At 60.9% G+C, this 26,077-nt stretch carries 23 protein-coding genes; 8 read left to right on the forward strand and 15 right to left on the reverse strand.

The features are described from left to right. The first annotated feature begins 66 nt into the window (after nucleotides 1-66). Nucleotides 67-2,793: a hypothetical protein gene (locus ODQ19_RS08060; protein ID WP_330209753.1), complete on the forward strand. Its 2,727-nt coding sequence runs from the start codon at nucleotides 67-69 to the stop codon at nucleotides 2,791-2,793. 69 nt (nucleotides 2,794-2,862) lie between these two features. Here the strand turns inward: ODQ19_RS08060 and dsbG are convergent, their stop codons facing one another. Genes dsbG through dsbD form a run of 3 tightly spaced genes read right to left on the reverse strand, consistent with a single transcriptional unit; the run spans nucleotide 2,863 to nucleotide 6,172 of the window. After that, nucleotides 2,863-3,624 carry a thiol:disulfide interchange protein DsbG gene (dsbG, locus tag ODQ19_RS08065; protein WP_014719310.1) on the reverse strand — a complete coding sequence of 254 codons (762 nt, stop codon included), beginning with the start codon at nucleotides 3,622-3,624 and terminating at the stop codon, nucleotides 2,863-2,865. Beyond that, nucleotides 3,600-4,445 (reverse strand): TlpA disulfide reductase family protein, encoded by an 846-nt coding sequence (locus ODQ19_RS08070; protein ID WP_330209754.1) that lies wholly within the window; start codon nucleotides 4,443-4,445, stop codon nucleotides 3,600-3,602. Before ODQ19_RS08070 ends, dsbG begins: the two co-directional genes overlap by 25 nt. Next, nucleotides 4,445-6,172, reverse strand: a complete 1,728-nt coding sequence (dsbD, locus tag ODQ19_RS08075; protein ID WP_330209755.1) for a protein-disulfide reductase DsbD — start codon at nucleotides 6,170-6,172, stop codon at nucleotides 4,445-4,447. The genes ODQ19_RS08070 and dsbD overlap by 1 nt, the downstream gene beginning before the upstream one ends. A 175-nt stretch (nucleotides 6,173-6,347) precedes the next feature. On the opposite strand from dsbD, the gene ODQ19_RS08080 reads away from it, so the two are divergent. From ODQ19_RS08080 to ODQ19_RS08100, 5 genes are all read left to right on the forward strand, one after another. Further along, nucleotides 6,348-7,028, forward strand: coding sequence for a response regulator (locus ODQ19_RS08080; RefSeq protein WP_014719307.1), 681 nt, complete (start codon nucleotides 6,348-6,350; stop codon nucleotides 7,026-7,028). Beyond that, the gene (locus ODQ19_RS08085; protein WP_330209756.1) at nucleotides 7,028-8,347 is read left to right on the forward strand and encodes an ATP-binding protein; all 1,320 of its coding nucleotides are present in this window, start codon (nucleotides 7,028-7,030) and stop codon (nucleotides 8,345-8,347) included. The genes ODQ19_RS08080 and ODQ19_RS08085 overlap by 1 nt, the downstream gene beginning before the upstream one ends. A gap of 123 nt (nucleotides 8,348-8,470) precedes the next feature. Next, nucleotides 8,471-9,244, forward strand: coding sequence for an N-acetylmuramoyl-L-alanine amidase (locus tag ODQ19_RS08090; RefSeq protein WP_116667573.1), 774 nt, complete (start codon nucleotides 8,471-8,473; stop codon nucleotides 9,242-9,244). 268 nt (nucleotides 9,245-9,512) lie between these two features. Continuing rightward, entirely contained in the window at nucleotides 9,513-10,913 is a 1,401-nt protein-coding gene (locus ODQ19_RS08095) for an aspartate aminotransferase family protein (protein ID WP_330209757.1), read from the forward strand. A gap of 82 nt (nucleotides 10,914-10,995) precedes the next feature. Continuing rightward, entirely contained in the window at nucleotides 10,996-11,220 is a 225-nt protein-coding gene (locus tag ODQ19_RS08100) for an MbtH family protein (RefSeq protein WP_003192847.1), read from the forward strand. A 111-nt stretch (nucleotides 11,221-11,331) separates the two neighbouring features. Here the strand turns inward: ODQ19_RS08100 and ODQ19_RS08105 are convergent, their stop codons facing one another. The 8 genes from ODQ19_RS08105 to minC all read right to left on the reverse strand — a co-directional run bounded on the left by ODQ19_RS08105 (nucleotide 11,332) and on the right by minC (nucleotide 19,668). Beyond that, complete coding sequence (locus tag ODQ19_RS08105; RefSeq protein ID WP_330209758.1) at nucleotides 11,332-12,678, reverse strand: amidohydrolase; 1,347 nt, start codon at nucleotides 12,676-12,678, stop codon at nucleotides 11,332-11,334. 16 nt (nucleotides 12,679-12,694) lie between these two features. After that, nucleotides 12,695-14,860, reverse strand: coding sequence for a mechanosensitive ion channel family protein (locus ODQ19_RS08110; protein WP_330209759.1), 2,166 nt, complete (start codon nucleotides 14,858-14,860; stop codon nucleotides 12,695-12,697). Nucleotides 14,861-14,932: 72 nt separating this feature from the next. After that, a complete protein-coding gene (locus tag ODQ19_RS08115; protein ID WP_164692207.1) occupies nucleotides 14,933-15,109 on the reverse strand; it encodes a hypothetical protein in 177 nt (58 codons plus the stop codon). A 193-nt stretch (nucleotides 15,110-15,302) separates the two neighbouring features. Next, nucleotides 15,303-16,592 carry a M18 family aminopeptidase gene (locus ODQ19_RS08120; RefSeq protein WP_330209760.1) on the reverse strand — a complete coding sequence of 430 codons (1,290 nt, stop codon included), beginning with the start codon at nucleotides 16,590-16,592 and terminating at the stop codon, nucleotides 15,303-15,305. A gap of 170 nt (nucleotides 16,593-16,762) precedes the next feature. Next, nucleotides 16,763-17,398, reverse strand: a complete 636-nt coding sequence (locus tag ODQ19_RS08125; protein WP_003192838.1) for an RluA family pseudouridine synthase — start codon at nucleotides 17,396-17,398, stop codon at nucleotides 16,763-16,765. Between the two features lie 262 nt (nucleotides 17,399-17,660). Next, nucleotides 17,661-17,915, reverse strand: a complete 255-nt coding sequence (minE, locus tag ODQ19_RS08130; RefSeq protein ID WP_003175252.1) for a cell division topological specificity factor MinE — start codon at nucleotides 17,913-17,915, stop codon at nucleotides 17,661-17,663. 3 nt (nucleotides 17,916-17,918) lie between these two features. Further along, a complete protein-coding gene (gene minD, locus ODQ19_RS08135) occupies nucleotides 17,919-18,731 on the reverse strand; it encodes a septum site-determining protein MinD (protein WP_003192835.1) in 813 nt (270 codons plus the stop codon). A gap of 199 nt (nucleotides 18,732-18,930) precedes the next feature. Beyond that, nucleotides 18,931-19,668: a septum site-determining protein MinC gene (gene minC, locus ODQ19_RS08140; RefSeq protein ID WP_014719299.1), complete on the reverse strand. Its 738-nt coding sequence runs from the start codon at nucleotides 19,666-19,668 to the stop codon at nucleotides 18,931-18,933. Nucleotides 19,669-19,787: 119 nt separating this feature from the next. Here minC and ODQ19_RS08145 point away from each other — a divergent pair, with 119 nt between their 5' ends. Both ODQ19_RS08145 and ODQ19_RS08150 read left to right on the forward strand, forming a co-directional pair. Then, nucleotides 19,788-20,723: a lipid A biosynthesis lauroyl acyltransferase gene (locus tag ODQ19_RS08145; protein ID WP_116667578.1), complete on the forward strand. Its 936-nt coding sequence runs from the start codon at nucleotides 19,788-19,790 to the stop codon at nucleotides 20,721-20,723. Between the two features lie 30 nt (nucleotides 20,724-20,753). Then, the gene (locus tag ODQ19_RS08150; RefSeq protein ID WP_116667579.1) at nucleotides 20,754-21,902 is read left to right on the forward strand and encodes a patatin-like phospholipase family protein; all 1,149 of its coding nucleotides are present in this window, start codon (nucleotides 20,754-20,756) and stop codon (nucleotides 21,900-21,902) included. Nucleotides 21,903-22,010: 108 nt separating this feature from the next. Here the strand turns inward: ODQ19_RS08150 and ODQ19_RS08155 are convergent, their stop codons facing one another. The 4 genes from ODQ19_RS08155 to ODQ19_RS08170 all read right to left on the reverse strand — a co-directional run bounded on the left by ODQ19_RS08155 (nucleotide 22,011) and on the right by ODQ19_RS08170 (nucleotide 26,056). Continuing rightward, a complete protein-coding gene (locus ODQ19_RS08155) occupies nucleotides 22,011-22,796 on the reverse strand; it encodes an outer membrane protein OmpK (protein ID WP_003192827.1) in 786 nt (261 codons plus the stop codon). A 23-nt stretch (nucleotides 22,797-22,819) separates the two neighbouring features. Next, entirely contained in the window at nucleotides 22,820-23,188 is a 369-nt protein-coding gene (locus tag ODQ19_RS08160) for a hypothetical protein (RefSeq protein WP_137204238.1), read from the reverse strand. 44 nt (nucleotides 23,189-23,232) lie between these two features. Continuing rightward, complete coding sequence (locus ODQ19_RS08165) at nucleotides 23,233-24,576, reverse strand: nucleobase:cation symporter-2 family protein (RefSeq protein WP_003192826.1); 1,344 nt, start codon at nucleotides 24,574-24,576, stop codon at nucleotides 23,233-23,235. Between the two features lie 196 nt (nucleotides 24,577-24,772). Beyond that, nucleotides 24,773-26,056: a urate hydroxylase PuuD gene (locus ODQ19_RS08170; protein WP_003192825.1), complete on the reverse strand. Its 1,284-nt coding sequence runs from the start codon at nucleotides 26,054-26,056 to the stop codon at nucleotides 24,773-24,775. Nucleotides 26,057-26,077: the final 21 nt, after the last annotated feature.

Consider the following 26,077-nt stretch of genomic DNA (forward strand, 5'->3'; position numbering starts at 1 on the left):
GGGAGTGCCTTGGCCGGACTGGGCTGGTCAAGGATATCTACCTCTCTTGAACACGGAGTTCTGAAAATGGCCAAGCACACATCCACTCCTGAAACCTCCTCAAGTACCGACAACGCGCTAACGCCACAAAGTCATGAAGCCATAACAACACAACCTAAAGCGTTGGAAGTTGATGCGCCAATCATCTCCAGTGAGCAGCACGGTACGATTACTACGGAAGCTATGAAGAAAGACTCATACCTGACTGTCGATTCGCGCATGGACAGATCGGACATCACCGTAACGTTCAAGATAGAAGGCGAGCCAGAAATAAAATTTGAACCTATTGTTGACTCTAGCGGGGTGTCGGGCGCCAGAAAAATTCCGATCCCTTTGCAATACCTGACCAGGTCCATGAGGTTCACCTTGGTCATATCGTACGAGGGAACGGTGGGCGGCAAGCCAGCTGTTTCACTGGGAAAGTACGTAACGGTGAACTTTTACCCTGCAGAACAGAGCAAAGCGTTAGCGCCTAAGTTGCGAGATGAAAAAATAGAAAACCAGACAGAAACCTACGACATGCACGATCACAAAGGGGATGAGAAGGTTGATATACCGATTCCAAATCTTGCTCAGGAGGGAGATAAAGCTTACTGCAGTGTCGTGACGAAGCAATTCAATAAGAAGCCCGCTTACTATCTCGTGGTTTACGGATATGCATTAACGCCCGAAGATATAAAAGCAGGCAAACTTGAATTTTCCATTCCTCGTGGTTGGCTGGCGCGTCAAAAACCAGTCGAAGAAGCGATGACTTTACACCAGGGCTGGATTACCAGTGGCTTGGCGGACGAACCGCCGCTGGACACTGAAAATCCTGATGAGAAGACCTTTCTTCCAGCGAATGCGCTTGATATCCAATTTCGTCGTACCGCTCAATTTATTGGGGATCAAGGCCTGGAAAACTTGCAGCCGCCCCATTTGCGACAGTCTGCGTTTTTCGACGATAAGTGGTGCCTTAACCCGGAACTCACCAAAAACGGGGGCGATGTGGACGCGCCGCAGCTGGACACTTATGCAGGTGATCAGGTCTGCTTCTATGTCAGCGGGCCCGGCTATGGATCGAAGCGACTGGGTTGTGTGGATATTGAAAGCGATGGGGAGCAGGCCACCATCGAGTTGCCGCAATGTGTGATTGCCTGTTTCTTTAATAAATCGATGACGCTCAGCTATACCGTTCAGTTTCCTAACCTGATGGGTCCAGAGCCTCAGTCGCCGGAGCGGGTGGTCGATGTGCTGAAGCCTAGACTTTCCAAGTCGGAAATTGCAGAGGCCACTCACGGCAAGGTTAACCTCAATATTTTCGATGAGGACGCATCGGCGTTTGTTCATATTGGCGACTATGCCACATGCTCAACGTTCTGCTGGATGTGGATCACCGGCGAACATGAGGACGGAAGTAGCTACCAATCGGAAATTTTGACGAAGGCGCCTGTTACCCAGGACTGGAAAAATAAAGGTGTTGAGACGTTTATCTCGAGAGACAAACTGCTACCACTGGCTGATTGCAGTGATTTTGAACTGCATTTTGCCGTGAGTTTCTGCGAAGCCTCTGATCGATCAGAAGCTATCGAGGCTCCGGCGGCGACTTTCCATATCGTCCAAGAAAAGCTAGTGCTGCCTGCGCCCAAAGTTGCGCAGGCGGAGGGGGACGAATTGGAGCCGTGGAATGCTCGACATGGCTTAGAAGTAATCGTCAATTATCTGCGTATGAGTGAAAAGCATGAGATCAGTGTTTGCTGGAAAAGACCCAACGACCTCTGCTGGGAATTGAAATCTGAAGCTGGCAATCGTGACGGCATTGTCAAGTTTTCCCTGCCTGCTGATGCGGCGATAGAGAGCATGGGCGAAACGGTGGAAATCACTTACACCGTGGTCACCAAATGTAGTGAAGCACAGACTTCAGCGCCGTTGAATTTGAAGATCAACCTGCCCACGCGTCTGGAAACGCCAAACGTGCTGGAGGCGACGCCGCCCGGGGTAGATCGTGGCGTTGTGGATTTGAGAGTCATTGACGGGAATGCTAACTCCTTCGAAAGTTCAATGTGGTTTTTGCGCAAAGGTCACATATGCTGGCTGCGCGCCACGGGCATAGATGAAAACGGCAATCCGTACACGTTTGTTGTGTATGAGAACAGAGTCATTACGGATGAGGAGGTGACTAAAGGGGTGGCGGGCCCCGTGCTGCGAGCCGCCCTAGATAAGTTAAAAGACGACACCGACTTTATCCTCACTTTCAGCGTGTCCACGCAGGGCAGTTTGAAGGAGAACGTAGTATGCCCATCGCGGGTTTTGAAAGTGCGTGTTCCACCTAAGGTTCGCTATGAGAACTTCACTGGGCAGCCGACCCGACTGATTTCTGCAGGCGGAAGCATTAGCATCCCGACGATGAACATACGTTTTCTGTCTGGGCCAGGAACAATGGGTATCTCAACATATCCATCGACGCCAGGGATGCTAGAGGGGCAGGCACTTGTTTTTGCGGATGGGTTAGGCCAGACGCCGAGTCATCAAAGAGTGCGCCTTGATTTAACCTTTACATGTAAGCGTGTAAAGTGTGCATATACCTGGAATCACTATCCTACGACAGTGAGTTTTTACAGTCCGTCTGGCGGATATTTAGGTGCAGTACATTTAAGTGGGAGTCCTGTGCATAGTTGGATCGATTTTTCTGCACCGGTAGGTTCGGTAATAGGTTACATAGAGATATCGTCTGGCGATTGGATGTACTTTGATTTCTTTACCTTCTGGTTGTAGCTTCAGTCAGCTTGACTAAACGCCCACCTGCTTAGGGTGGGCGCTTTATGCACCTCGTTTTTTATCGACTTACTTCGGCCCAAGAATCTTCACCAACTTCTCCGGCGAAGGCGCCCCTTGCTGCTGCTGCAACCCACCCTTGTCATCCAGATAGAAAATCGCCGGCGTCGCCGACAACTCCAGTTCATCCATCAGCTTCATATTGGCATCAAGCTTGGCCTCGACCTCGGCCGGGATCTTTTCCAGCGCCTTGAGCTTGCTGCCTTTGCCGGCCGCTTCGTGCTCTTGCAGGGCTTTTTGCGGGTCTTTGGCGGCGAGCAGGGCCGCGGATTTGCCAGGGCTGTCTTCGCGGATGATGCCGACCATGATGTGGCGCAACTGCACCTTGCCGGCCTTGACCCACGGGCGGGCCTGTTCCCAGAACATGTTGCAGTACGGGCAGTTGGGGTCGCTGAACAGGTACACGGTGCGAGGGGCGTTTTTATCGCCGTCCTGGATCCAGCTGCTGTTTTCCATCTTGGCCCAGACTTCCTTGGCCATCGGCGCGTACACCAGTTTTTCCAGGGGCGCGGTGCTCAGGTCGTTGCCCTGGGCGTCGTACAGGTTGCCCGCGATCACGTGCTTGCCGTCGGCGGTCAAGTACAAGGCCATGCCCCGGTTCTGGTACTGGGCGGCGTAGCCGGTGAGGCCGCTGGGGGCATCGAATTTGCCGATGATCTTGGCACCTTTGGCTTCGATCTGTTTGATCGGGGCCGGCAGGTCTTCGGCCTGGGCCAGCGTAGCGGCTAGCGTCAAAGGCAGCAGGGTCAGCAGGTGGCGGAGGCGAGGCATGTCGGTTTCCTTGTCGTGGTGTTGTCGAAGGGTTCCATGGCACGGGCCAGGCTGGCTTCGGAGAGTTCGCCCAGGTGGCTGTTGATCAGGCGCCCATCGGCTTGGTAGAACAGCGTAGTCGGCAAGGCCATGGAACCCACGGCCTGGCCGAGGCGGCCGCTGGCGTCGAATAGCACGTTGTCGAGGTTCAGGCCCTGGGTAGCCAGGTAGGTGCTGACGCTTTGCATGCTTTCGGCCTGGTTGACGAACAGGAAGGTCACGTCGGGGCGCATGCGCTGGGCGTTTTCCAGCACCGGCATTTCGCGTCGGCACGGCGGGCACCAGGTGGCCCAGAGGTTGATCACCAACGGGCCGCCTTGATAATCCGCCAGTTGCACCACCTCGCCATTGGCATTGCGCAGGGTGATATCCGGCAGGCGCGTGCCTTTTTCGTACAGACTAAGGGACAGGCCGGTCATGCCCCAGAACAACAGGCCGGTGATTACCCCGGCGCTGAGCGGCTTGCGCAGGGCAGGGCGACGCCAGCCGTAGACCAGCGCGCCGAGGATCAGCGCGATGATCCCGGGCCAGGCGAGAAAGCCGCCGTCACGCAGGTCGACCATTTCCACCCAGTCGTTGCTGTAATAACTCCAGTACATCAGCACAAAACTGACGCGGGCAGCGAGCAGGCCCAGCAGGAACAGGCTGAACAGCACCGACTCCGGGTTCTCGCCGCCGCGCTTGGCCACGCGCCAGCCCACCAGGGTGGCGAGAATCAGCGCGCTGATCAGCAGCAGGTGATTCAGGGCGATGGCGAAGGTGCCGATGGTGAGGGTCAGCATCAGAGGGCATCCCGCGTCTGGGTCCAGCGTTGCAGGAAGGCGGCGGCGTCTACTTCGCCGGTGATGCGTTGGGCGCGGCGTTCTTCACCGTTCGGGCCGATCCACACGAAGCTCGGGGGGCCCGGTACTTTGTAGCGGCCCAGCAGCTCGCGGCTGGCGGCGTTGTCGGCGGTGACGTCCAGGCGCAGCAGGCGCACGTCTTTGAGCGCGTCCATCACCTCGGGTTTGCCGAACACCTGTTTTTCCATGATTTTGCACGACACGCACCAGTCGGCGTAATAGTCCAACAGCACCCACTGGCCCTGGGCCTTGGCGCTGTCGAGTTGGCTTTGCAGTACAGTCGGGTCGCTTACCGTGGTGAAGGCATCGTGAGCGCTGGGTGCAGCGGCGAGCCGCGAGCCGCTGTAGACCTTCAACGGTTGCCACAGCTCATCGCTGCCACCGGCCGCACCCACCACCAGCACCGCGCCCCACAGGCCCAGTACCAGGGAACCGGCGCCGAACACCTTGGCCGCCAGGCCGAACTCACGGGCCAGCGCCCAGCCACAGTACGCCATCACCAGCGCCAAGGCGCCCCACAGACCGATCCACAGGCTGTCGCCGACCACCGGGCGAATCATCAGCACCGCAGTGCCCAGGAACAGGAAGCCGAAGATGCCCTTGAGCACGTTCATCCAGGTGCCCGGCTTGGGCAGGAAGCGATTGCCCACGGTGACCAGCAGCAACAGGGGAATGCCGATACCGATGCCCATGGCGAACAGGATCAGCCCCCCGTGCAGCGCATTGCCGCTCTGGGCGATGTACAGCAGGGCGCCAGCCAGGGGCGCGGTCATGCACGGCCCCACCAGCAGGCCGGACAATGCGCCGAGCACACCGGCGCCCACCAGGCTGCCACCGCTTTGCTGGCGGCTGACGTTATCGAGGCGGTCGCGCAGGAAGGCGGGCAGTTGCAGTTCAAAGAAGCCGAACATCGGCAGGGCGAGCAGTACGAACAACGCCGCAAAGCTGCCGAGGATCCACGGCGTTTGCAGCAGCGCCGCCAGGTTGGCGCCGAGCAATGCGGCCATCACCCCCAGGGCGGCATACACCAGCGCCATGCACACCACGTAGCTGCCGGCCAGGGCAAAGCCACGGCGCGGGCTGGCGCCACTGCCCACCACCAGGCCGGCGAGGATCGGCAGCATCGGCAACGAGCAGGGCGCAAACGCCAACAGCAGGCCCAGGCCGAAGAACACCAGCAGGCTCCACCCCAGGCTGCGCTGCTGCAGGCCGCTGGCCAGGCTTTGATCCTGGGCTTGCGCGGTCGCGGCGACGGCCGGGTTGCCGCCCAGGTCCACGGTGATCGACTGCGGCGGATAGCACAGGCCCGCATCGGCGCAGCCCTGCCAGCCGAGCTTGACCTGGCCGGTGGTGCCAGCGGGGATCTTCACTTCCAGGCCCTGGCGATACACCTGTTGTTCGCCAAAGAACTCATCGCTATGGGCTTCACCTTCGGGCAGCACGGGTTTTTCGGCCAGGCCGTCGAACTTCATGCGCTGCTGGTACAGATAATAACCGTCGGCAATCTGCCAAAACAGCTGGGTTTCGCCGCTTTCAAGACGTTCGGAGGTAAAGGCGAAGGCTTTGCCCACCGGGAGGAAGTCGGGTTTGGTTTCGAAGGGGCTGCCCGGCGCTGCCTGGGCGAATCCCGCGAACAACACCAGCAGAAAGGTAAACAGATGCCGCATGGTCAAGCCTTAGTTCGATGCAAGTGAGGCACACAATGTGTGGCGTTGATTAACCGATGATTAACCACCGCTATTCTAGAGCGTAGGGATTATCCGGTGTTGCGAACTTTAGCGGCATAATGCGCGCTTAATCCGTGGCTTTTCTAATCGCGCCATCTTTCATGAAGGGTTAACCATGCACGTACTGGTCTGTGAAGACGACGAACTGATCGCCAGTGGCATCGTAGCCGGCCTGACCGCCCAGGGCTTTACCGTGGAGCGCGTGGCCACGGCCTCGGCTGCGCGGGCGATGCTCAAGGCCGCGGCCTTCGACATCATGGTGCTCGACCTCGGCCTGCCCGACGAAGACGGCCTCAAGCTGCTGCAACAACAGCGCAGCCAGGGGTTGGACATTCCGGTGCTGATCCTCACCGCGCGGGACTCGGTGACCAATCGCGTCGACGGCCTGCAAGCCGGCGCCGACGATTACCTGCTCAAGCCTTTCGACTTGCGTGAACTCGCCGCTCGCCTGCAAACCCTGCTGCGCCGTGTGGCGGGGCGCAGCGTCAACCTGATCGAACATGGCCGCCTGGCCTACGACCCCAGCAGCCGCGAAACCTTCCTCGGCGGCCAGCCGGTGGACCTGTCCCGGCGTGAACAGGCGTTGTTGCAGGCGCTGTTGCACAACAAGGGCCGCGTACTGTCCAGCGAACAGCTCAAGGACAGCGTCTACGGTTTCAGCGACGAACTGGAAAGCAACGCGCTCAACGTGCATATCCACCACTTGCGGCGCAAGTTGGGCAACGGCATCGTCGAAACCGTCAGGGGGCTGGGCTATCGCCTGGGCACCGCTGATGGGGGAGAAAACACGCCGTGATGAGCTTGCGCCTGCGCCTGACGTTCAAGCTGGGCGCCGCTTTTGTACTGATCTGGGTGCTGGCGGCCGCCTGGATGCTCAACGATTTGCGCAACCAGATGATGTTTTCCCTCGACCAGCGCCTGGTGGCTTCAGCACGCATGGTGGCCGGGCTCACCGAGCAGATGCCGGGCCTGGCCAGCGTCAGCGGTGGCGCGCATTTGCGTACCGAACAATTGAATGTGCCGGGCGGCATGGCCTGCCAGGTCAGTTCGTTGCGCGGCGAGATCCTGGCGCGCAGCCATACCACGCCGGAGGAAGGGCTGGAGTCGCGCCGCAGCGGTTTTCGCGACCAGATCATCGACGGCGTGGGCTGGCGCAGCTTTACCCTGTCCCGTGGCGACTTGCTGATCACCACCGCCGACCGCCAGGTGGAGCGTGAAGCCCTCAACCTGTCGATCCTGCTGGCGGCGTCGGTGCCGGTTGGTGTGGCATTGCTGGGCTGCCTGTGCCTGCTGTGGCTGGGCATTGGCCAGAGCCTGGTGCCGCTCAACCGTATGCGTGATGCCCTGATGCGGCGCAGTGTCGACTCCCTCGAACCCTTGCAGATTCACCCGCTGCCCAGTGAACTCAAGCCGTTGCTCGACACCCAGAACCAACTGCTGCAGCGCATTGCCAAGACCATCGAGCGCGAACGTCGCCTGACCGGTGACGCCGCCCATGAACTGCGCAGCCCATTGACCGCGATCAAGACCCACCTGCAAGTCGCGCGCATGACCGAGGGCGCGGCCCGCGACCAGTCCCTGGCGCACGCCGAGGAGGGCGCCGACCGCTTGCATCGCACCCTGGAGCAACTGTTGTTGCTGGCGCGGGTGGAAGGCAGCCTGTCGTTTGATGATGGCCTGCAATCCAGTGCCGAGGAAGTCGCCCGGTTGGCGATCCAGGATGCCAACGCCGGTGACAATTCCCGTATCGATCTGATCCTGGCGCCGGCGCTTTCCCCTGTTCCAGTGGCAATGCCCGTGGGCCTTGCCGTCGCGGCCTTGCGTAACCTGCTGGACAACGCCCTGCGCCATACCCCCGCCGATACCCGCGTGGAACTGCAGGTGTTTTCTACCCCGGATAACGTGGTGTTCCGCGTGCGTGACCATGGCCAGCAGATCTCCAGCGAAGACCTGCAATACCTCACCCAACGCTTCTGGCGCACTGGCAGCAGCGAAGGCTGTGGCCTGGGCTTGGCGATTGTCCAAGCGATTGTGCAGCGTTGCTCCTGCTCGCTGCACTTCGACAGCCAGCCCGATGGTATGCGGGTTGATCTGGGGATGCCGTTGCGGCGCTGAGCTGCCCTTTTCACGTGGCAAATAATTACCGCTCGCCTGAGGCTCAAGCCTTCAGGATGGCGGTAATTTTTTTGCGCTTGAACGGGCCGAATGAGTCGGCCTGAATTGAAAAGGACTGTTCTTATGTTGGTGATCGACACCAGTTTCCCTGCCAGGGATTTCAACGACCGCCGCGGCGAATCCGTGCAGCAGGTGATTGTGCACTACACCGCAGCGCCCTTTGCTTCATCGCTACGCACCCTCACTCAAGATGGCGTCAGCGCCCACTACCTGCTGCCCGACCCCGATGAACCCAGCTACCGCGCTGCCGGTTATGAAGAGCTGCGCGTGTTTCGCCTGGTGGACGAGGGCCAGCGCGCCTGGCACGCCGGCGTGAGTTATTGGGCGGGGAAGGCCGATCTCAATAGCCGCTCGATGGGCATTGAAATCGTCAACCTGGCGCGCGATGACGCGGGCGTCTTTACCTTCCCGGAGTACGCACCGGCACAGATTGACGTACTGATTGCATTGCTTCGCGACCTGCTGGAGCGCTATCCGCAGGTCGGCCCCACTGACTGGCTCGGGCATTCGGATGTGGCCTACTGGCGCAAGAGCGACCCTGGGCCTCGGCTGCCCTGGCGTGTGCTGCATGAGGCCGGCATCGGGGCCTGGTTTGATGAATCGACCCGGGCGATGTACCAGCGCCGCTTTTGTCTCGGCTTGCCGCCGGAGGTCGAAGTGGAGCGGGCGTTTCAGCGTTATGGCTACAAGCCAGCGCAGAATCGCCTGGCCTTTGAGCAGCGCACCCGGGCGTTCCAGATGCACTTTCGGCCACGGGATTATTGTGGGTTCCTGGATGCAGAGACTTGCGCGATTCTTTATGCGCTGAATGAAAAATACCGCGGGCTTCGGAGCTGAGCACTGTTCAATTGTAGGAGCGAGCTTGCTCGCGAAAAACGTCAACGATACCGCGGGCTTTCTGGATAAACGCTGCGCCGGGGAGTTTTTCGCGAGCAAGCTCGCTCCTACAATTGGATCTTCATTCATCAGTTAACAACCCTCGTCCCCTAAATCCTTTTCTCGCTGAAGCGTCTCCACAACAGGAAATCCGTGCGCATGCCCTTGGGCCAGACGCCAACGGATCGGCAGTTTGGTCACCATCATCAGCGTATTGAGGGATCGAGAGATGTCAGTCGCTACCAGCCGTATCGAAGACGCCCCGGTGCAGGCCGCGGAAACGCTTTATCAGTTTGACGAAAGCCCGCTGCTGGCCCGCCAGCGCCAGCAGGAGTCCAACGCCCGCAGCTACCCACGGCGCATTCCCCTGGCGCTCAAGCGCGCCAAGGGCATTTATGTGGAAGACGTCGAGGGGCGCCGGTTCATCGATTGCCTGGCCGGCGCCGGAACCCTGGCGCTGGGGCATAACCACCCGGTGGTGATCCAGGCCATCCAGCAAGTACTGAGCGATGAACTGCCCCTGCACACCCTGGACCTGACCACGCCGGTCAAGGATCAATTCGTGCAGGACCTGTTCGGTTTGCTGCCTTCGGAGCTGGCGCGAGAAGCGAAAATCCAGTTCTGCGGCCCCACCGGCACCGATGCGGTGGAGGCCGCGTTGAAGCTGGTGCGCACCGCCACCGGGCGCAGCACTGTGCTGTCGTTCCAGGGCGGTTATCACGGCATGAGCCAGGGCGCGCTGAGTTTGATGGGCAGCCTGGGGCCGAAGAAACCCTTGGGCGCCTTGCTCGGCAATGGCGTGCAATTCCTGCCATTCCCGTACGACTACCGTTGCCCATTCGGGCTGGGTGGCGCCGAAGGTGTGCGGGTCAACCTGCATTACCTGGAAAACCTGCTCAACGATCCGGAAGCCGGCGTGTTGCTGCCAGCGGCGGTGATTGTCGAAGTGGTCCAGGGTGAGGGCGGTGTGATCCCGGCGGACCTCGACTGGCTGCGTGGCCTGCGCCGTATCACCGCGCAAGCGGGGGTGGCGCTGATCGTCGATGAAATCCAGAGTGGCTTTGGGCGTACCGGCAGAATGTTTGCCTTCGAACACGCCGGCATCATCCCGGATGTAGTGGTGATGTCCAAGGCGATTGGCGGCAGCCTGCCCCTGGCGGTGGTGGTGTATCGCGACTGGCTCGACACCTGGCTGCCGGGCGCCCATGCCGGGACCTTCCGCGGCAACCAGATGGCGATGGCGGCGGGCTCGGCGGTGATGCGCTACCTCAAGGATCACGACCTGGCAGGCCATGCGGCGGCCATGGGCGAGCGCCTGGACGAACACTTGCGCATCCTGCAGCGCGATTTCCCGCACCTGGGGGATATCCGTGGGCGTGGGCTGATGCTGGGGGTGGAGCTGGTAGACCCGACTGGCACGCCTGATAGCCAGGGCCACCCACCGGTGCATCGCCAGTTGGCGCCGCTGGTGCAGCGCGAATGCCTCAAGCGCGGGCTGATCCTGGAACTGGGCGGGCGCCATGGCAGTGTGGTGCGTTTCCTGCCACCGCTGGTGATCACCGCTGGCGAAGTCGACCAGGTGGCCGAGATTTTCGGGCGCGCCTTGGCGGCGGCCGTGGCCAGCGTCTAATTTTCCAGGCCCTTGGTACGTTTCTACAGATATCAGTGCTGCGCGTGGTGCGCAGCCAGCCTTTGAGCGACGGAGAACAGCAATGACCTCAGTATTTGACCGCGACGACATCCTCTTTCAGGTAGTGGTCAACCACGAAGAGCAATATTCGATCTGGCCCGATTACAAGGCCGTGCCGGAAGGCTGGCGCACCGTGGGCAAGAGCGGCATGAAGAAGGAGTGCCTGGCGTATATCGAGGAAGTGTGGACGGATATGCGTCCGTTGAGCCTGCGCCAGAAAATGGATGGCGCGGCCCTCGCCAACTGATTCACCCCAATACCCTGTGTAGGAGCGAGCTTGCTCGCGAAGAACGCAAGAACGCCGCGTTTACCCTGAATAAACGCGGCGTTCTGAAGTTTTTCGCGAGCAAGCTCGCTCCTACAGGGGGGTGTGGGTGTAGAGGTAATCCGTCGCCAACGACGCCAGCGTCCTCACGCCCACCACCAACGCCGACTCATCCACGAAGAACCCAGGGTTGTGATTCGGCGCCGCCTTGCTCATGTCCTGGTCCCTAGGGGTTACCCCCAGGAAGACAAACAGCCCCGGCGCCTCCTTGGCATAGAACGAGAAGTCTTCGGCGCCACCCACCAACGGCCCTTGCACCACATCATCCTGCGCCGCCCAGCGCAGGCTCGGCAGCATTTTTTCGGTCAGCGCCGGGTTGTTGATGGTGGGGTCGTACTTCTCGATGATTGTCACCTCGGCCTTGGCGCCGCCGCTCTCGGCGATTTTCTCTACGGTCTGGCGCACGTCGGCATGCAGCTTCTGGCGAATGCCGTAGTCGTAGGAACGAATGGTGCCGCTCATGTCCACCGACTCGGGGATGATGTTGTAGCGGGTGCCACCGTTGATGGTGCCGATGCTCACCACCGAAGGGAATGACGATATATCGGTACGCCGGCTGACCACGGTTTGCAGGCCGACAATGGTCTGGGCGCCAACGGTGATCGGGTCGATACCGTCCCAAGGCCGGCCGGCGTGGGTCTGTTTGCCGAGGATCTTGATGCGCAGGTCATCGGAACTGGCCAGGGTCGGGCCCGGGCGGTAGGCGATTTGCCCGGCAGGCACACCGGCCCACACATGCAGGCCGAACACCGCGTCAGGCTTGGGCGCTTTCATCACGCCTTCCTGCACCATCATCTTCGCGCCCCAGGTGTTCTTGCCGTCGGGGATAAAGTCGCTGGGGCCTTCTTCGGCCGGTTGGAAATAAAACACCACGGTACCGGGCAGGCGCTCGCGCATCCCGGTAAGAATCTTCGCAGTGCTCAGCAGGATAGCGGTATGGGCGTCGTGGCCGCAGGCGTGCATCACGTCGACTTCTTTGCCCAGGTAGGTGCCCTTGGCTTTGGAGGCGAAGGGCAGGTCGGCCACTTCCTTGACCGGCAGCGCATCCATGTCGGCGCGCAGGGCCACGGTCGGGCCGGGCAGGGCGCCTTTCAAGATCGCGACGACGCCGGTGCGGGCTACGCCGGTCTTCACCTCAAGGCCGAGTTCGCGCAACTGTTTGGCGACCAATTCGGCGGTGCGGGTTTCGGTATTGCCCAGTTCAGGATGGGCGTGGATATCGCGGCGGGTTTCCAACAGGCTGGGTTCGAGGATTTTTGCCTGGGCGGCAATGGTTTCCCGAGCACTGTCCTGGCCGCTGCTGGCGGCGATCACTGCACTGCTCGCGACCGCGCCGAGCAGACCCAAAACCCATTGGTGTGTCAGACCGTTCATTCGCATACCAACCTCTCCTTGCTTATTGTTGTGGATCTTTCTCCAGCACGCTGCCGGCGGTCAGCACCTGCACGCTCAAGCGCGGTGTCGCCAGGTCAAGCCCAGCTTCATCCAGGTGCCGCTTGAGCGACAGGTTGAACGCCCGCGACACTTCCCACTGCTTGATCGGCGCGGTCTTGAAGCGTGCGCGCAGGATTGCGCTGCCGGACTCGAAACTTTCCACGCCTTGGATCTCCAGCGGCGACCAGATATTGCGGCGTTGCAGCGGGTCGTTGCGCATGGCATGGCCGACCTCGCGCATCAGTTTGATCGCGTCGTCGATTTCCATGTTGTAGGGGATCGCCACGCGGAAGATCGCGTAGCCGAACTCCCGGGAGTAGTTCTTGATGCTCTTGATTTCGCTGAACGGGATGGTGTGCACGATGCCGTCGATATCGCGCAGGCGCACGGTACGGATGGTCAGGCCTTCCACCGTGCCGAGGTGGCCGCCCACATCCACGTAGTCGTCGATGGCCAGGGAGTCTTCGATGATGATGAACAGGCCGGTGATCAAGTCGGCTACCAGCGATTGCGCACCAAAGCCGATGGCGATACCGATCACACCCGCACCGGCCAGCAAGGGCGTGACGTTCATGCCCATGTTCGCCAGGGCGACGATAGCGGCGATGATGAAAATAGTCACGAACAGCACGTTGCGGATCAACGGCATCATGGTTTGCGCGCGGGCGTTGGCCAAGCCTTTGCGCGAGCGCGTCAGGGCGTGGTGAATGGCCGTGTCGCTGAGGATCCAGATCAGCCAGGCAAACAGCAACGTGCCCGCGAGGCCAAACAGCTTCACGGCTATTTCATGACCGTCACCTTCGGTAAAGCGAATCATCGACAGGCCCCACACCCGCAGCCCCAACTCAATAAACACCAGCCACACCACCAGGTGCACCAGGGTGTAGACAAAGCCTTTGAGGCGTTCGGAGTACAGCGCATGGCGCTTGTGCCCGCGGTGCGGCTTGAGGGCGTGGCGGCGCACCAGGCCGTTGATCACCATGCACAACACCAGCAGCACCGTGCACAGCAGCGACTGGCGCAGGGCGGTGCTGGTGTCGCCGGCCGACAGGAAGGTGGCGAACAGTGAAATGCCCACCAGCAGAAGAGCCGGGATGTACCAGAAGGTGCCGATGATCGACAGAGTATCGGTGAGGGCGCGGCGGGTCAGTCGGCGCGACAGCGGCTGGTTGCGGATCAGGTGCGCAATCGGCCGGCGGAACCGCAGGATAAACACCCCGGTGGACAACGCCGCCATGACATTGGCCACGGTCGCGGCGGTGTGGGCCAGATGCTGGCCGAGCGCGGCAACCAGGCGCGGGTCGCTCAAGGCTTCACCGAAGGCGGCAAAGCTGCCGATCCACCACAGCGGGCGGAACGCCTGATGGCGCAGGATATACAGGGCCCGGTGGCGGTGCGGGCCGTCGAGTACGGAGAAGGCAATCACGCAGATGGCCGAGAAACAGGTGCCGACCACCAAGGCATAGGCCAGCACCATGGCCAGGGATTTGCCCAGGGAGGAAGGCAGGGCGTAGCTCAGGTAAACCGTGATCACCAGGGCGATCAACCAGGGGCCCAGCTTGCGCAGGGCGAAGCGCAGCATGTCCCAGGTGCGCGGGTGCTGCGGCAGCTCTTCGGGCAGGCCGAAGCGCTCGCGCACTCGGTGGCTGAGCCAGATCAGCGCAGCGGCCAGCAGGCTCCACACGGCCAGGATCACGGCAAAACCGAAGATGATCGGCAGCCACTCGCTGGCCGGCAGCATCAGGGCGCCCAGTTCATCCTTGGCCAGGTCAACTTCATTGGACCAGCGCCCCAGCGGGCTGTCGGCGCCGGAAAACTGCTGCTCAAAGCCCGACAGCGTACTGCCGATCAACCCGAGTACGCCGAGTTCGGCGGCGGGCTGGGCCTTTTGCGTGGCGGCGCGCAGTTTCTTCAGGTCACTGAGCAACTGGGTGCGTTGCTGGTCGTTTTCCAGGGTTTTGATGACTTCGTCCAGCGACTGCCCCAGGGGCACTTCCGCCTGGGGTTGGGTCTTGCTGGAGCCGCCCAGCATCCCGGGCAAGCCCACGGCTTGGGCGGGCGTCACTGGCAGCAGCGTGAGCAGGGCGATCAGCAGGTAGCAGGGCAGGGCAAACAGACGGGAGAACACGAGGCGGTCAACCTTGAAAACGACGAATTGACCGAGTGTACGAGGCCGCTATGCCCAATGCGAGCGCATTTGTCACTGCGCCAGTTTGGCGAGGATCTTGTAGAGCACGGTGCCGAGGATCAACAGCATGCCGATCCACATGCCGAACACGCCCAGGGGCTTGTCACGAAAGTTGAAGCCAACCGCGAGCATGATCATGCCGATCACGATGGGGATCAGCATGGCGTGGAAGGAGGACATTGAGATCATGGCGGGGGTGGCCTTGTCGGACTGGAAGTTCTGACAAGTCTAGGCCGGATTATAAAAGTTGCAGATGATTCAGGTCAGGTGTACTCAGCGTTAAATGTGGGAGCGGGCTTGCTCGCGAATGCGGTGTGCCAGTCACTGGATCTGTTGGCTGATGTACCGCCTTCGCGAGCAAGCCCGCTCCCACAGTGCGCAATCAGGGTAAATCGCGGCTGGCGTAGAACGCCCCGAGCACCTTGACCAGATGCGCCAGGTCATGGCCGCCGCACAACTCGCGGATCGAATGCATGGCAAAGGTCGGCAAGCCGATGTCCACCGTGCGCACGCCCAGGTGGCTGGCGGTTATGGGACCGATGGTCGAGCCGCAGCCCATGTCGCTGCGCACCACGAAGCTTTGCACCGGCACTTCCTGGGCCATGCACAGGTGGCGGAAGAACCCGGCGGTTTCGCTGTTGGTGGCGTAGCGCTGGTTGCTGTTGACCTTGATCACCGGGCCGGCGTTGAGTTTCGGGCCGTGGTTGGCGTCGTGTTTCTCGGCGTAGTTAGGGTGCACGCCGTGGGCGTTGTCTGCCGACACCAGCAGGGATTTCTGAATGGTGCGTACGAATTCTTCACCTTCGGGCAGCAGGCGACGCAGGGTCTGTTCCAGCATCGGGCCATCGGCGCCGCAGGCCGAGCAGGAGCCGACTTCTTCGTGGTCGTTGCACACCAGCACGCAGGTTTCATCGGTGTCGCTGGTGAGCAAGGCTTGTAAACCGGCGTAGCACGACAGCAGGTTGTCCAGGCGCGCACCGGCGATGAAATCGCCATTGAGGCCGATGACCGCCGCGCTTTGGGTGTCGTAGAAGCTCAGCTCGTAGTCGAGCACCACGTCAGCGTTCAGCCCATGCTCGCGGGCCAACTGCTCGGTGAGCACGGCGCGAAAGTCCACGCGTTCGTCACCGGCAAATTGCGCAAGGATCGGCGGCAGCTCGGTCTGGGCATTGATCGCCCAACCCTGGTTGGCCTCACGGTTCAGGTGAATGGCCAGGTTGGGAATGATGGCGATCGGTAACTTGAAGTCGATCAGTTGGCTCTCGACCTTGCCATCGCGGCGGAAGGTGACACGCCCGGCCAGGGACAGGTCGCGGTCGAACCAGGGCGCCAGCAGCGCGCCGCCGTAGACTTCCACACCCAGTTGCCAGAAGCCGTGGCGTTGCAGCTCCGGCTGGGGCTTGACCCGCAGGCATGGGCTATCGGTGTGGGCGCCGACCATGCGGATACCGTCCTGCAGCGGCGATTGGCGGCCGAGCTTGAAGGCGATGATCGAGGAATCGTTGCGGGTCACGTAGTAGCGACCGTTGGCCTCGGTGGCCCAGGTGTCGCGCTCGTCGAGACGCTGGTAGCCGGCGGCTTCCAGGCGCTGGGCGAGGGCGGCAGTGGCATGAAAAGGAGTAGGGGAGGCCTTGAGGAAGTCGATCAGGCCTTGATTCAACGCTTCGCGCATAAATAGCTCCAGACAGCAATGCGCGGAGTTTACCGTATTGGCCCCGCCGATTCATTGTAGGAGCGAGCTTGCTCGCGAAAAACTCAACGGCACCGCAGTCATTCAGGTTATACGCGGTGTTCTCAGGTTCTTCGCGAGCAAGCTCGCTCCTACAGGTAAGCGTCTGTGCCTTAAAAAGGGGCTGGGCACTCGAAGCGCAGGCGCTCGCCGCTTTGCGGATGGGTGAAGCTGAGCATGCTTGCGTGCAGGCACAGGCGCGGCCAGGCGGCCAGGGCTTGTTCATGGGCGTACAAGCCATCACCCAGCAAAGGATGCCCGATGGACAGCATATGCACGCGCAACTGGTGCGAGCGCCCGGTGATGGGTGTCAGCTCTACGCGGCACCAGTCGCCGCAACGCTCCAGCACTTTCCAGAAGGTCAGTGCATGTTTGCCGAACTCATGGTCGACCACATGGCGAGGCTTGGTCGGCGGGTCGTAGCGCAGCGGCAGGTCGATGCTGCCGCTGTCCAGTGCCGGTTGGCCCCAGGCCAGGGCGGTGTAGGCCTTTTCGGTCTCGCGGTCGTGAAACTGGCGGGACAGTTCACGGTGGGTGTCGGCGTCCCGGGCCAGCAGGATGATCCCCGACGTTTCCCAGTCCAGGCGATGGACGATGCGGGCTTCGGGGTAGCCGTTTTCCTGCAGGCGGGTGATCAGGCAGTCCTTGTTGTCGTCGGCGCGACCAGGCACCGAGAGCAGCAGGGTCGGCTTGTTCACCACCAGGACAGCGTCGTCCTGATGCAGGATATGGATATTGGACAGCGGCATTAAACAGCCTCGTAACAAACGCCAACGGCGGCTCCACTGACTGCCCCCTCACCCTGTAGGAGCGAGCTTGTGTGGCGAGGGAGCTTGCTCCCGCTGGAGTGCGTAGCACTCCCAAACCGCTCACCGAGTTGCAACTGATGTAACTCGAGCGTTCAGTATGGGGCCGCTTCGCAGCCCAGCGGGAGCAAGCTCCCTCGCCACACAAGCCGCTCCTGCAGGACGTGGGCCGTCAGGGGAGCCGCCGTGGCGACCGCCCGTTCGATCAACGATCGGGCAGGGTGATATTGAGTTCCAGAATCGAGCAGCTGCCGTCATTTTCCAGGGCGACATGCACGTCATCGTTGCCGATATTGACGTACTTGCGGATCACCTCCACCAGCTCCTTCTGCAAGGCTGGCAGGTAGTCCGGCGTGCTGCGTTGGCCGCGTTCGTGCGCCACGATGATCTGTAGACGCTCTTTCGCTACCGACGCGGTACTTGGCTTTTTGTTGGCGCGAAAGAAGTCGAGAAATTTCATTGTTTAGTTGCCTCCAAAGATACGCTCGAAGAATCCCTTCTTCTTGACATCGAGGAAGCGGTGTTCCACGGTCTTGCCCAGCAAGCGATCAACTGCATCGCTGTACGCCTGGCCGGCGTCGCTCTGGTCGTCGAGAATCACCGGTACGCCCTGGTTGGATGCCTTCAGCACGGCCTGGGATTCCGGAATCACGCCCAGCAGGGTCACGGCGAGGATTTCTTTCACGTCTTCAACACCGAGCATTTCGCCGTTGTTGACGCGCTCCGGGTTGTAGCGGGTGAGCAGCAGGTGCTCCTTGATCGGGTCCTGGCCTTCTTCGGCGCGCTTGGACTTGCTGGCCAACAGGCCGAGCATGCGGTCCGAGTCACGTACCGAGGAGACTTCCGGGTTGGTTACCACGATGGCTTCGTCGGCGAAGTACATCGCCAGGTGAGCACCGGTTTCGATACCGGCCGGAGAATCGCAGACCACGTATTCGAAGGTTTCTTTGAGCTCGGCGAGGACTTTGCCGACGCCTTCTTTGGTCAGCGCGTCTTTGTCACGGGTCTGGCTGGCGGCCAGCACGTACAGGTTCTCAAGGCGCTTGTCCTTGATCAGGGCCTGTTGCAGGTTGGCTTCGCCGTTCACCACGTTGACGAAGTCATACACCACGCGACGCTCGCAGCCCATGATCAGGTCAAGGTTACGCAGACCGACGTCGAAGTCGACGATGACTGTCTTGTGGCCGCGCAGAGCGAGGCCGGTACCGATAGCGGCGCTGGTGGTGGTCTTACCCACACCACCCTTGCCGGATGTAACCACGAGAATCTTGGCCAAGGTGTTTCACCCCTAAGGAAAAAGGACTTTCGGTCCCTGAAAAACATCTCTTGGAACTCGCCGCAGGCGGACAGCCTTTGCAGGAAAAAGACGGGGTTTCCATGGGGAAACACCAACTTCCAAAACGTCCTACACAAGTCTTGCCGGTTTCGCTTTGCTATCAGAGTCTAGAGATGCTTGGAAAATGCGGCAGTATCCGTTAAAGACGGATGATGTTCAACACATCGCCCGACAGGTTGACCTGTACCGAAGCGCCCCACAATGGATCGCGGCGCAAATCTTCGGAAACCTTGTACTGACCCGCGATGGAAACCAGCTCAGCGGTCAACTGCTGGCAAAAAATACGCGCCTTGGTATCACCCTTGATGCCGGCCAGGGCGCGTCCGCGCATCGGGCCGTATACATGGATGTTGCCATCGGCAAGAAGTTCCGCCCCGGGGCTGACCGAGGAGACCACCACAAGGTCGCCGCCTTGGGCGTAAATCTGCTGCCCGCCGCGTACCGGCGAGGTGATGATCTTTGTAGGCCTGATCGCAGGCTCCGGTGGTTTTTCCGGTTTTTTCTTTTCTTCGCCGACCAATGGTTCCAGAGGGCGCTCACGGGCGCCGGACGGTGGCAGTACTGGCAGTTCAATGGCGATGGCGGCGGCGATGTCTTCGATGCGGCTGGCGCGAATGGCCAGGGTGCGCAGGCCATGGGAACGGCATACGCGCATCAGGCCGGGCAAATCAATCACGCCCTGGCCAGCCGGCAGCTTGTCCAGCGCCAGCACCAGCGGGGCGTTGTTGAAGAAGTTCGGCGCCAGGGCGACCTTGGCGGCCAGTTGGCGGTCCAGGGCGTCGAGGTCATTGCGGGCCAGTTCCAGCACGGTAATGGCGAGCATGCTGCCTTTTAGCTGGAACACGGGATCTTGGTCTAGCGGTTCGGTTTGGCTCATGGTCGGCGAAAGCGGCTTGTCACGAAAAGTGTCGAGACTTATAACGAGAACACTCACTCGCCGCAAGCCGAGTCGAACCGTTGTAGAATGCGCGGCCCTTGTCTTTACCGGAATCTGTAATGGATCGCCCGCGTTTTCGAGCTGTATTTCTTCACCCGCGTTTTTGGCTGCTATGGCTGGGGCTCGGCCTGCTGTGGCTGGTCACTCAATTGCCGTATCGGGCGCTGTTGACCATTGGTCGCCTGCTGGGCGCGGGCATGTACCGCGTGGCGGGCGATCGTCGCCGTATTGCGGCGCGCAACCTTGAGCTGTGCTTCCCGGAAAAATCCGCCAAGGAACGCAAACGCCTGCTCAAGGAAAACTTCGCTTCCACCGGCATCGCCTTCTTTGAAATGGCCATGAGCTGGTGGTGGCCCAAGCCGCGCCTGGCGCGCCTGGCCCATGTCGAAGGGCTGGAGCACCTCACGCAGGCGCAGTTGGACGGCAAGGGCGTTATCCTCATGGCGCTGCACTTCACCACCCTGGAAATCGGCGCGGCGCTGCTGGGGCAAAAGCACACCATTGACGGCATGTACCGCGAACACGGCAACCCGTTGTTCGACTTTATCCAGCGCCGTGGCCGTGAACGCCACAACCTCGATTCCCTGGCCGTGGAGCGCGACGACGTGCGCGGCATGCTCAAACTGCTGCGTGCCGGCCGGGCCATCTGGTACGCGCCAGACCAGGACTACGGCGCCAAGCAAAGCATCTTCGTGCCGTTGTTCGGCATCCAGGCTGCTACCGTTACCGCTACCAGCAAGTTCGCCCGCCTGGGTAAGGCGCTGGTGGTGCCGTTTACCCAGGAGCGCCTGGCTGACGGTAGCGGGTACCGCCTGGTGATCCATCCGCCGCTGACGGACTTCCCGGGTGAAACCGACGAGATCGACTGCCTGCGCATCAACCAGTGGGTCGAAGCCTCGGTACGCGAATGCCCCGAGCAATACCTGTGGACCCATCGCCGCTTCAAGAGCCGACCGCCGGGTGAGCCCAAGTTGTACGAAAAGCGCCGTCGATAAGCCCAACCCTTTCTCACATGGATTGACGCAATGCGCCCAGCTGAACCGGTCACAGGCTTGATTCTTTCTGGCGGCGGGGCGCGCGCGGCGTATCAGGTGGGCGTGTTGGCGGCGATTGCCGAGTTGCTGCCTGCGGGGGCGGCGAATCCTTTTCCGGTGATCGTCGGCACCTCGGCTGGTGCGATCAATGCGGTGAGCCTGGCCAGTGGCGCCAGCGATTTTTCGGCAGCCATCCAACGGCTGACCGCCTTCTGGCAGGGCTTTCGCAGCCATCAGGTGCTGCGCAGTGACTGGCCGGGGGTGATGCGCCAGGCCAGTCGTTTCCTGATCCATAGCCTGTTAGGCCTGGGCAGCCAGGTGCCGGTGGCGTTGCTCAACAGCTCGCCGCTGCGGGATCTGTTGCAGGAGCGCTTGAACCTGGACGGCATCGACGAGGCGATCCGTCGCCAGCATTTGCAGGCGGTGGCGGTGACGGCGTTTGGCTACGAGTCCGGGCAAGCGGTGACCTTCTATCAGGGCGGCGGCACCATCGATGCCTGGCTGCGCCATCGGCGTATCGGCGTGCCCACCCAATTGACGGTGGAGCACCTGCTGGCCAGTTCGGCGATTCCGCTGCTGTTTGCCCCGGTCAAGCTCGGCCAGGAGTACTTCGGCGACGGTGCGGTGCGCCAGTCCGCGCCCATCAGCCCGGCCTTGCACCTGGGCGCCAGTCGCGTGTTGGTGGTGGGGGTGAGTGGCAACCCACGGGGCAATGAACCTTCGGTGCAACGCACCTACACCGGCCAGCAACCGACCCTGGCGCAAATCGGCGGGCATATGCTCAACAGCACGTTCATTGACAGCCTGGAAAGCGATATCGAGTTGCTGGAGCGTCTGAACCAGTTCAGCCGTGTGGTGCCTGTGGATGCGGCGGTGCAGGGCCTGGCACCGGTAGAGGTGTTGGTGATTGCCCCCAGCCAGCCCATCGATGAAATCGCCGCGCGACATCGCCAGGAATTGCCGGCGGCGTTGCGTGTATTCCTGCGTGGGCCGGGGGCGACCAAGACCAGCGGGGCTGGGGTGTTGAGTTATCTGTTGTTCGAGGCGGGGTATTGCAGCGAGTTGATCGAACTGGGGCGCAAGGATGCCTTGGCCAAGCGCGAAGAAATCACCCGTTTCCTCGGCCTGGCGCCGAACTGAATGTGGGAGCTGGCTTGCCTGCGATAGCGGTATGCCAGCCAACACTGCTGGCACAGACACACCGCGATCGCAGGCAAGCCAGCTCCCACAGGGAACCGCGATCAACCTTTAGAAGTGGTACTTGACCAGGAAGCTTGCCGTGTCCTGAGTCGTCTTGAAGGCGCCGCTGTCTTCAATCCCGTATTTGTTCTTCCAATAGTCGTATTCAAAACCCACATACAGCTGCTTGTCGCCCCAATGCAAGGCTTTGCCCAAGTCGTATTTGACCTGTGGGTTGAAGTGCAGGTTGGCGTGGTAAGTGCCGCGGGCGTTCTTGTCGTTATCCACCACCCAGTCCATGAAACCGTCGATCAGCACGTCGGAATTACCCACGGGAATGGTGTACGACCACACCGGTGTGATCTGCCACACGCCGTCACCCGGGCGATTGCCTTCAGTCTGGCGCTGGTAGAAGTTCAGCTGGAAGTAGTCGAAACCGGGAATGTTCAAATCGAATGCCGGGCCCAGCAAGTAGGACTCGTTGTCGCCTTCGCCGAACTCGTAGGTGAAGGCCAGCAACACATCCTTGATCGGGCCGAACGACAGGTCCTTGTCCAGGATCTTGCCGAACGACAAACGCGGGCTGAACTCGCCGTAGTAAGTATTCGGGCCGACATTGCCGTCTTCCTTGCCGTTGTAAAAGATGCGGTCGAGGAAGAAGAAGTTGTCGCCATACTTCCACGCGTCGGCATGTTCGAAGGTGACGGTTTGCTGGATCTGCGGGTTGACGGTAAAGCTCTTGCCCCACAGATAAGTCAGGCTGTTGTTTTGCCACTGCAACAAGTCACCGGCTACGGCTTGGCCACCGGCCAACAGTGATCCTGCCAGCATCAGGCCTTTGAACATAGGTTTCATTCGGTTGCTCCCGAGTTAAAATTTTATGGTTTTTCTTCTACGCAGGCGCTCTGGTGTGGCGCCTTTTGGTTCGCTGCAAAAATCGTCTGTTCGGTCAGCTTTGATGCTTTTAGCAAGAGCTGCGCCAAGGTGTTCAAAAAGCCAAAAAATCCCCGTCGGCTGCAGCGGATGCAGTCGAATTCAGGGGACTTTTGTGCACTTTGGCAGCAAACATCAGGCCGGGATAAGTTGGCCTTGAGGTCAGCTTTTACATTCGCTGTTTTTTTTTGAGTCGATTCGAGCGGGCGCGGAGAATACTGGCTCCCAGGCCTGGGCTCAAGTGCGCTGTAACAGAGCGCGAGGGGCAAGAATGGGGCGCGGCGTGTGGCCGGCCCCATGTCAAGGTTGTGCATGTGGGTGTTCCCTGTTTGTTGTTATTTTTGTACTAACAAAGGAATCAATGCGTATGTGCGACTTCGGGGCGCTCAGCGCCGCCGAGAATGTTGAACAGGATGTTCAGCGACAGCGCGCTGAGGGTGGCCATGGCGATGCCGCTGTGGGTAATCGGGCTCATCCACAACGGCAACTGTGCGAAGAACTCCGGGCGTACCACGGGGATCAGGCCCATACCGATGCTTACCGCCACCAGCAACTGGTTACGGCGGTCGGCGATGTCGGCTTCCTGCAGAATCTTGATCCCGGTTGCTGCCACCATGCCGAACATCGCAATCGCCGCGCCACCGAGTACCGCAGGTGGAATCGACGCCACCAGATAGGCCGCCTTTGGCAGCAGGCTGAGCACGATCAAGAACGCGCCGGCCATGAGCGTGACCGAGCGGCAGCGCACGCCGGTCATCTGCACCAGGCCGATATTCTGCGCGAAGGAGGAGTGGGTAAAGGTGTTGAAGAAACCGGCAAAGAACGACGCGCCGGCATCACACAGCAGGCCGCGTCGCAGCATTTTCGGCGTGACCTCCTGGCCGGTGATCTTGCCCAGGGCGAGGAACATGCCCGTGGACTCGACAAAAATGATCACCACCACCAGGCACATCGACAGGATCGGCGCCAACTCGAACTTGGGCATGCCAAAGTGTAACGGCGTCACCACCTGCACCCACGGCGCCTGCGCCAGGCCACTGAGGTCGACCATGCCGATCACACCACACAGCGCGTAACCCAGGCCCATGCCGATCAGCACCGAGATGTTCACCCAGAAGCCGCGCATGAAGCGGTTGATCAGCAAGATAGTGCCCAGCACCAGGGCGGCAATCGCCAGGTAGACCGGCGAGCCAAACGTGGCTGCGGCGCTGCCCCCGCCGGCCCAGTTCACCGCCACGGGAAACAGCGAAAGGCCGATGGCGGTGATCACCGTGCCGGTCACCAGCGGCGGGAAAAAGCGCACCACCTTGGACATGAACGGTGCGATGAGCATGCCGAAGAACCCGGCGGCGATGGTCGCGCCGAAGATGCCCTGCAAACCGATGCCGGGCATGCCGGCCATGGCGACCATGCTGCCGACGGCGGCAAAACTGGCGCCCATCATCACCGGCATGCGGATGCCCATCGGGCCGATGCCGAACGACTGCACCATGGTGGCGATACCGGCCACCAGCAGGTCGGCGTTGATCAGAAAGGCGATTTCTTCACGGCTCAAGCCGGCGGCCTGGCCAATGATCAGAGGTACGGCAACGGCACCACCGTACATCAGCAAGACGTGTTGCAGGCCTACCAGAATCAGTTGCAAGAGGGGCAGCCGCACCATGGCGGGCGCGGCAGGAGTCTGCGTTTCTAACTGGGACATGCAACACCTCGAATCTTTTTATTTTTGTGTTGTTTGGCATTCAATTGCCATTTGGAGCTCGATCTCAAAATCACCGCCGATCCCCTGTGGGAGCGGGCTTGCTCGCGAAAGCGGTGTGTCAGCCACTCAATGTGCCGACTGATCCGCCGCATTCGCGAGCAAGCCCGCTCCCACATTTTGGATTTGCGTCAGGCTGTCAGTTGGTGCGGGCTCCTTGGTTGATCCAGGTGCCGATCAGGTCTCTTTCCTGCTGGGTCATCTGGGTAATGTTGCCCAACGGCATGATCTGGCTCGCCACGGCCTGCGCTTGAATACGCGCCGCCTGCTGCTGGATCTGTGCCGGTGTGTCGAACATCACCCCAGCCGGTGCGGTGCTGAACAGCGGGCTGGTGGGCTTGGCCGAATGGCACACCGTGCAGCGTTGCTCGATCACGTGGTGCACTTGGCCGAAGTCCGTGGTGGCCTGGGCCGGTGCCGGTTCAGCGGCGGGTGCGGCAGGTGCGGCGGGTTTCAAGCCACCGCCCAAGGCGGTTTCCGGCAGGGGTTGGTACTCGATGGCAGCCGGTGCCTTGGCAATCGGTTCAGCCGGCTTGGGCCCGGTCACGTAGGCCAGGCTGATCATCGCCAAGGCGCCTACGGGCAAGGTCCACGCATACTTCTGGCTGTCATGCCGGGTGTTGAAATAGTGCCTTACCAGCACCGCCGCCACCGCGATACCGGCCAGGATCAGCCAGTTGTATTGGCTGCCATAGGTGCTCGGGAAGTGGTTGCTGATCATGATGAACAGCACCGGCAAGGTGAAGTAGTTGTTGTGCCGTGAACGCAGCAAGCCCTTGGCCGGCAGCGCCGGATCCGGCGTGCGGTTCTCGGCGATGGCCGCCACCAGCGCGCGTTGGGCCGGCATGATGATGCGGAACACGTTACCCACCATGATCGTACCGATCACCGCACCCACGTGCAGGTAGGCGCCACGGCCGCTGAACACCTTGCTGAAGCCATAGGCCGCCGCAATCAGCAGCACGAACAGGATCAAACCGAGCAGGGCAGGGCGTTTGCCCAGGGCCGAGTCGCACAGGAAGGAGTAGATGAACCAGCCGGCGAACAGTGAGCCGATGCCCAGCAATACGCCTTCGGTACCGCTGAGGCTGCTGCCGGGGGCGAGCAGGTACAGCGTCGGGTTGAGGTAGAACACCACGCACAGCAGCGCGACGCCCGACATCCAGGTGAAATAGGCTTCCCATTTGAACCAGTGCAGGTTGTCCGGCATGGTCGGCGGAGCCAGTTTGTATTTTTCCAGGTGGTAGATACCGCCACCGTGGATCGCCCACAAATCACCGGCCAGGCCGTTCTTGGGGTTGACGCGATTAAGGTTGTTTTCCAGCCAGACGAAGTAGAAAGAAGCGCCGATCCAGGCGACGCCAGTGATCATGTGAACCCAGCGCACGCTCAGGTTCAGCCATTCCAACAGATGTGCTTCCACAGTCTTTACCTCTCGCCTGTC

It is taken from the genome of Pseudomonas sp. AM4(2022) (assembly GCF_036346515.1).
Classification (GTDB): domain Bacteria; phylum Pseudomonadota; class Gammaproteobacteria; order Pseudomonadales; family Pseudomonadaceae; genus Aquipseudomonas; species Aquipseudomonas paracarnis.

What these genes read in the sequence shown, in the direction of transcription:
- ODQ19_RS08060 (WP_330209753.1), top strand. Translation starts at nt 67, where the DNA reads ATGGCCAAGCACACATCCACTCCTGAAACCTCCTCAAGTACCGACAAC.
- dsbG (WP_014719310.1), bottom strand. Translation starts at nt 3,624, where the DNA reads ATGCCTCGCCTCCGCCACCTGCTGACCCTGCTGCCTTTGACGCTAGCC.
- ODQ19_RS08070 (WP_330209754.1), bottom strand. Translation starts at nt 4,445, where the DNA reads ATGCTGACCCTCACCATCGGCACCTTCGCCATCGCCCTGAATCACCTG.
- dsbD (WP_330209755.1), bottom strand. Translation starts at nt 6,172, where the DNA reads ATGCGGCATCTGTTTACCTTTCTGCTGGTGTTGTTCGCGGGATTCGCC.
- ODQ19_RS08080 (WP_014719307.1), top strand. Translation starts at nt 6,348, where the DNA reads ATGCACGTACTGGTCTGTGAAGACGACGAACTGATCGCCAGTGGCATC.
- ODQ19_RS08085 (WP_330209756.1), top strand. Translation starts at nt 7,028, where the DNA reads ATGAGCTTGCGCCTGCGCCTGACGTTCAAGCTGGGCGCCGCTTTTGTA.
- ODQ19_RS08090 (WP_116667573.1), top strand. Translation starts at nt 8,471, where the DNA reads ATGTTGGTGATCGACACCAGTTTCCCTGCCAGGGATTTCAACGACCGC.
- ODQ19_RS08095 (WP_330209757.1), top strand. Translation starts at nt 9,513, where the DNA reads ATGTCAGTCGCTACCAGCCGTATCGAAGACGCCCCGGTGCAGGCCGCG.
- ODQ19_RS08100 (WP_003192847.1), top strand. Translation starts at nt 10,996, where the DNA reads ATGACCTCAGTATTTGACCGCGACGACATCCTCTTTCAGGTAGTGGTC.
- ODQ19_RS08105 (WP_330209758.1), bottom strand. Translation starts at nt 12,678, where the DNA reads ATGCGAATGAACGGTCTGACACACCAATGGGTTTTGGGTCTGCTCGGC.
- ODQ19_RS08115 (WP_164692207.1), bottom strand. Translation starts at nt 15,109, where the DNA reads ATGATCTCAATGTCCTCCTTCCACGCCATGCTGATCCCCATCGTGATC.
- ODQ19_RS08120 (WP_330209760.1), bottom strand. Translation starts at nt 16,592, where the DNA reads ATGCGCGAAGCGTTGAATCAAGGCCTGATCGACTTCCTCAAGGCCTCC.
- ODQ19_RS08125 (WP_003192838.1), bottom strand. Translation starts at nt 17,398, where the DNA reads ATGCCGCTGTCCAATATCCATATCCTGCATCAGGACGACGCTGTCCTG.
- minE (WP_003175252.1), bottom strand. Translation starts at nt 17,915, where the DNA reads ATGAAATTTCTCGACTTCTTTCGCGCCAACAAAAAGCCAAGTACCGCG.
- minC (WP_014719299.1), bottom strand. Translation starts at nt 19,668, where the DNA reads ATGAGCCAAACCGAACCGCTAGACCAAGATCCCGTGTTCCAGCTAAAA.
- ODQ19_RS08145 (WP_116667578.1), top strand. Translation starts at nt 19,788, where the DNA reads ATGGATCGCCCGCGTTTTCGAGCTGTATTTCTTCACCCGCGTTTTTGG.
- ODQ19_RS08150 (WP_116667579.1), top strand. Translation starts at nt 20,754, where the DNA reads ATGCGCCCAGCTGAACCGGTCACAGGCTTGATTCTTTCTGGCGGCGGG.
- ODQ19_RS08155 (WP_003192827.1), bottom strand. Translation starts at nt 22,796, where the DNA reads ATGAAACCTATGTTCAAAGGCCTGATGCTGGCAGGATCACTGTTGGCC.
- ODQ19_RS08160 (WP_137204238.1), bottom strand. Translation starts at nt 23,188, where the DNA reads ATGCACAACCTTGACATGGGGCCGGCCACACGCCGCGCCCCATTCTTG.
- ODQ19_RS08165 (WP_003192826.1), bottom strand. Translation starts at nt 24,576, where the DNA reads ATGTCCCAGTTAGAAACGCAGACTCCTGCCGCGCCCGCCATGGTGCGG.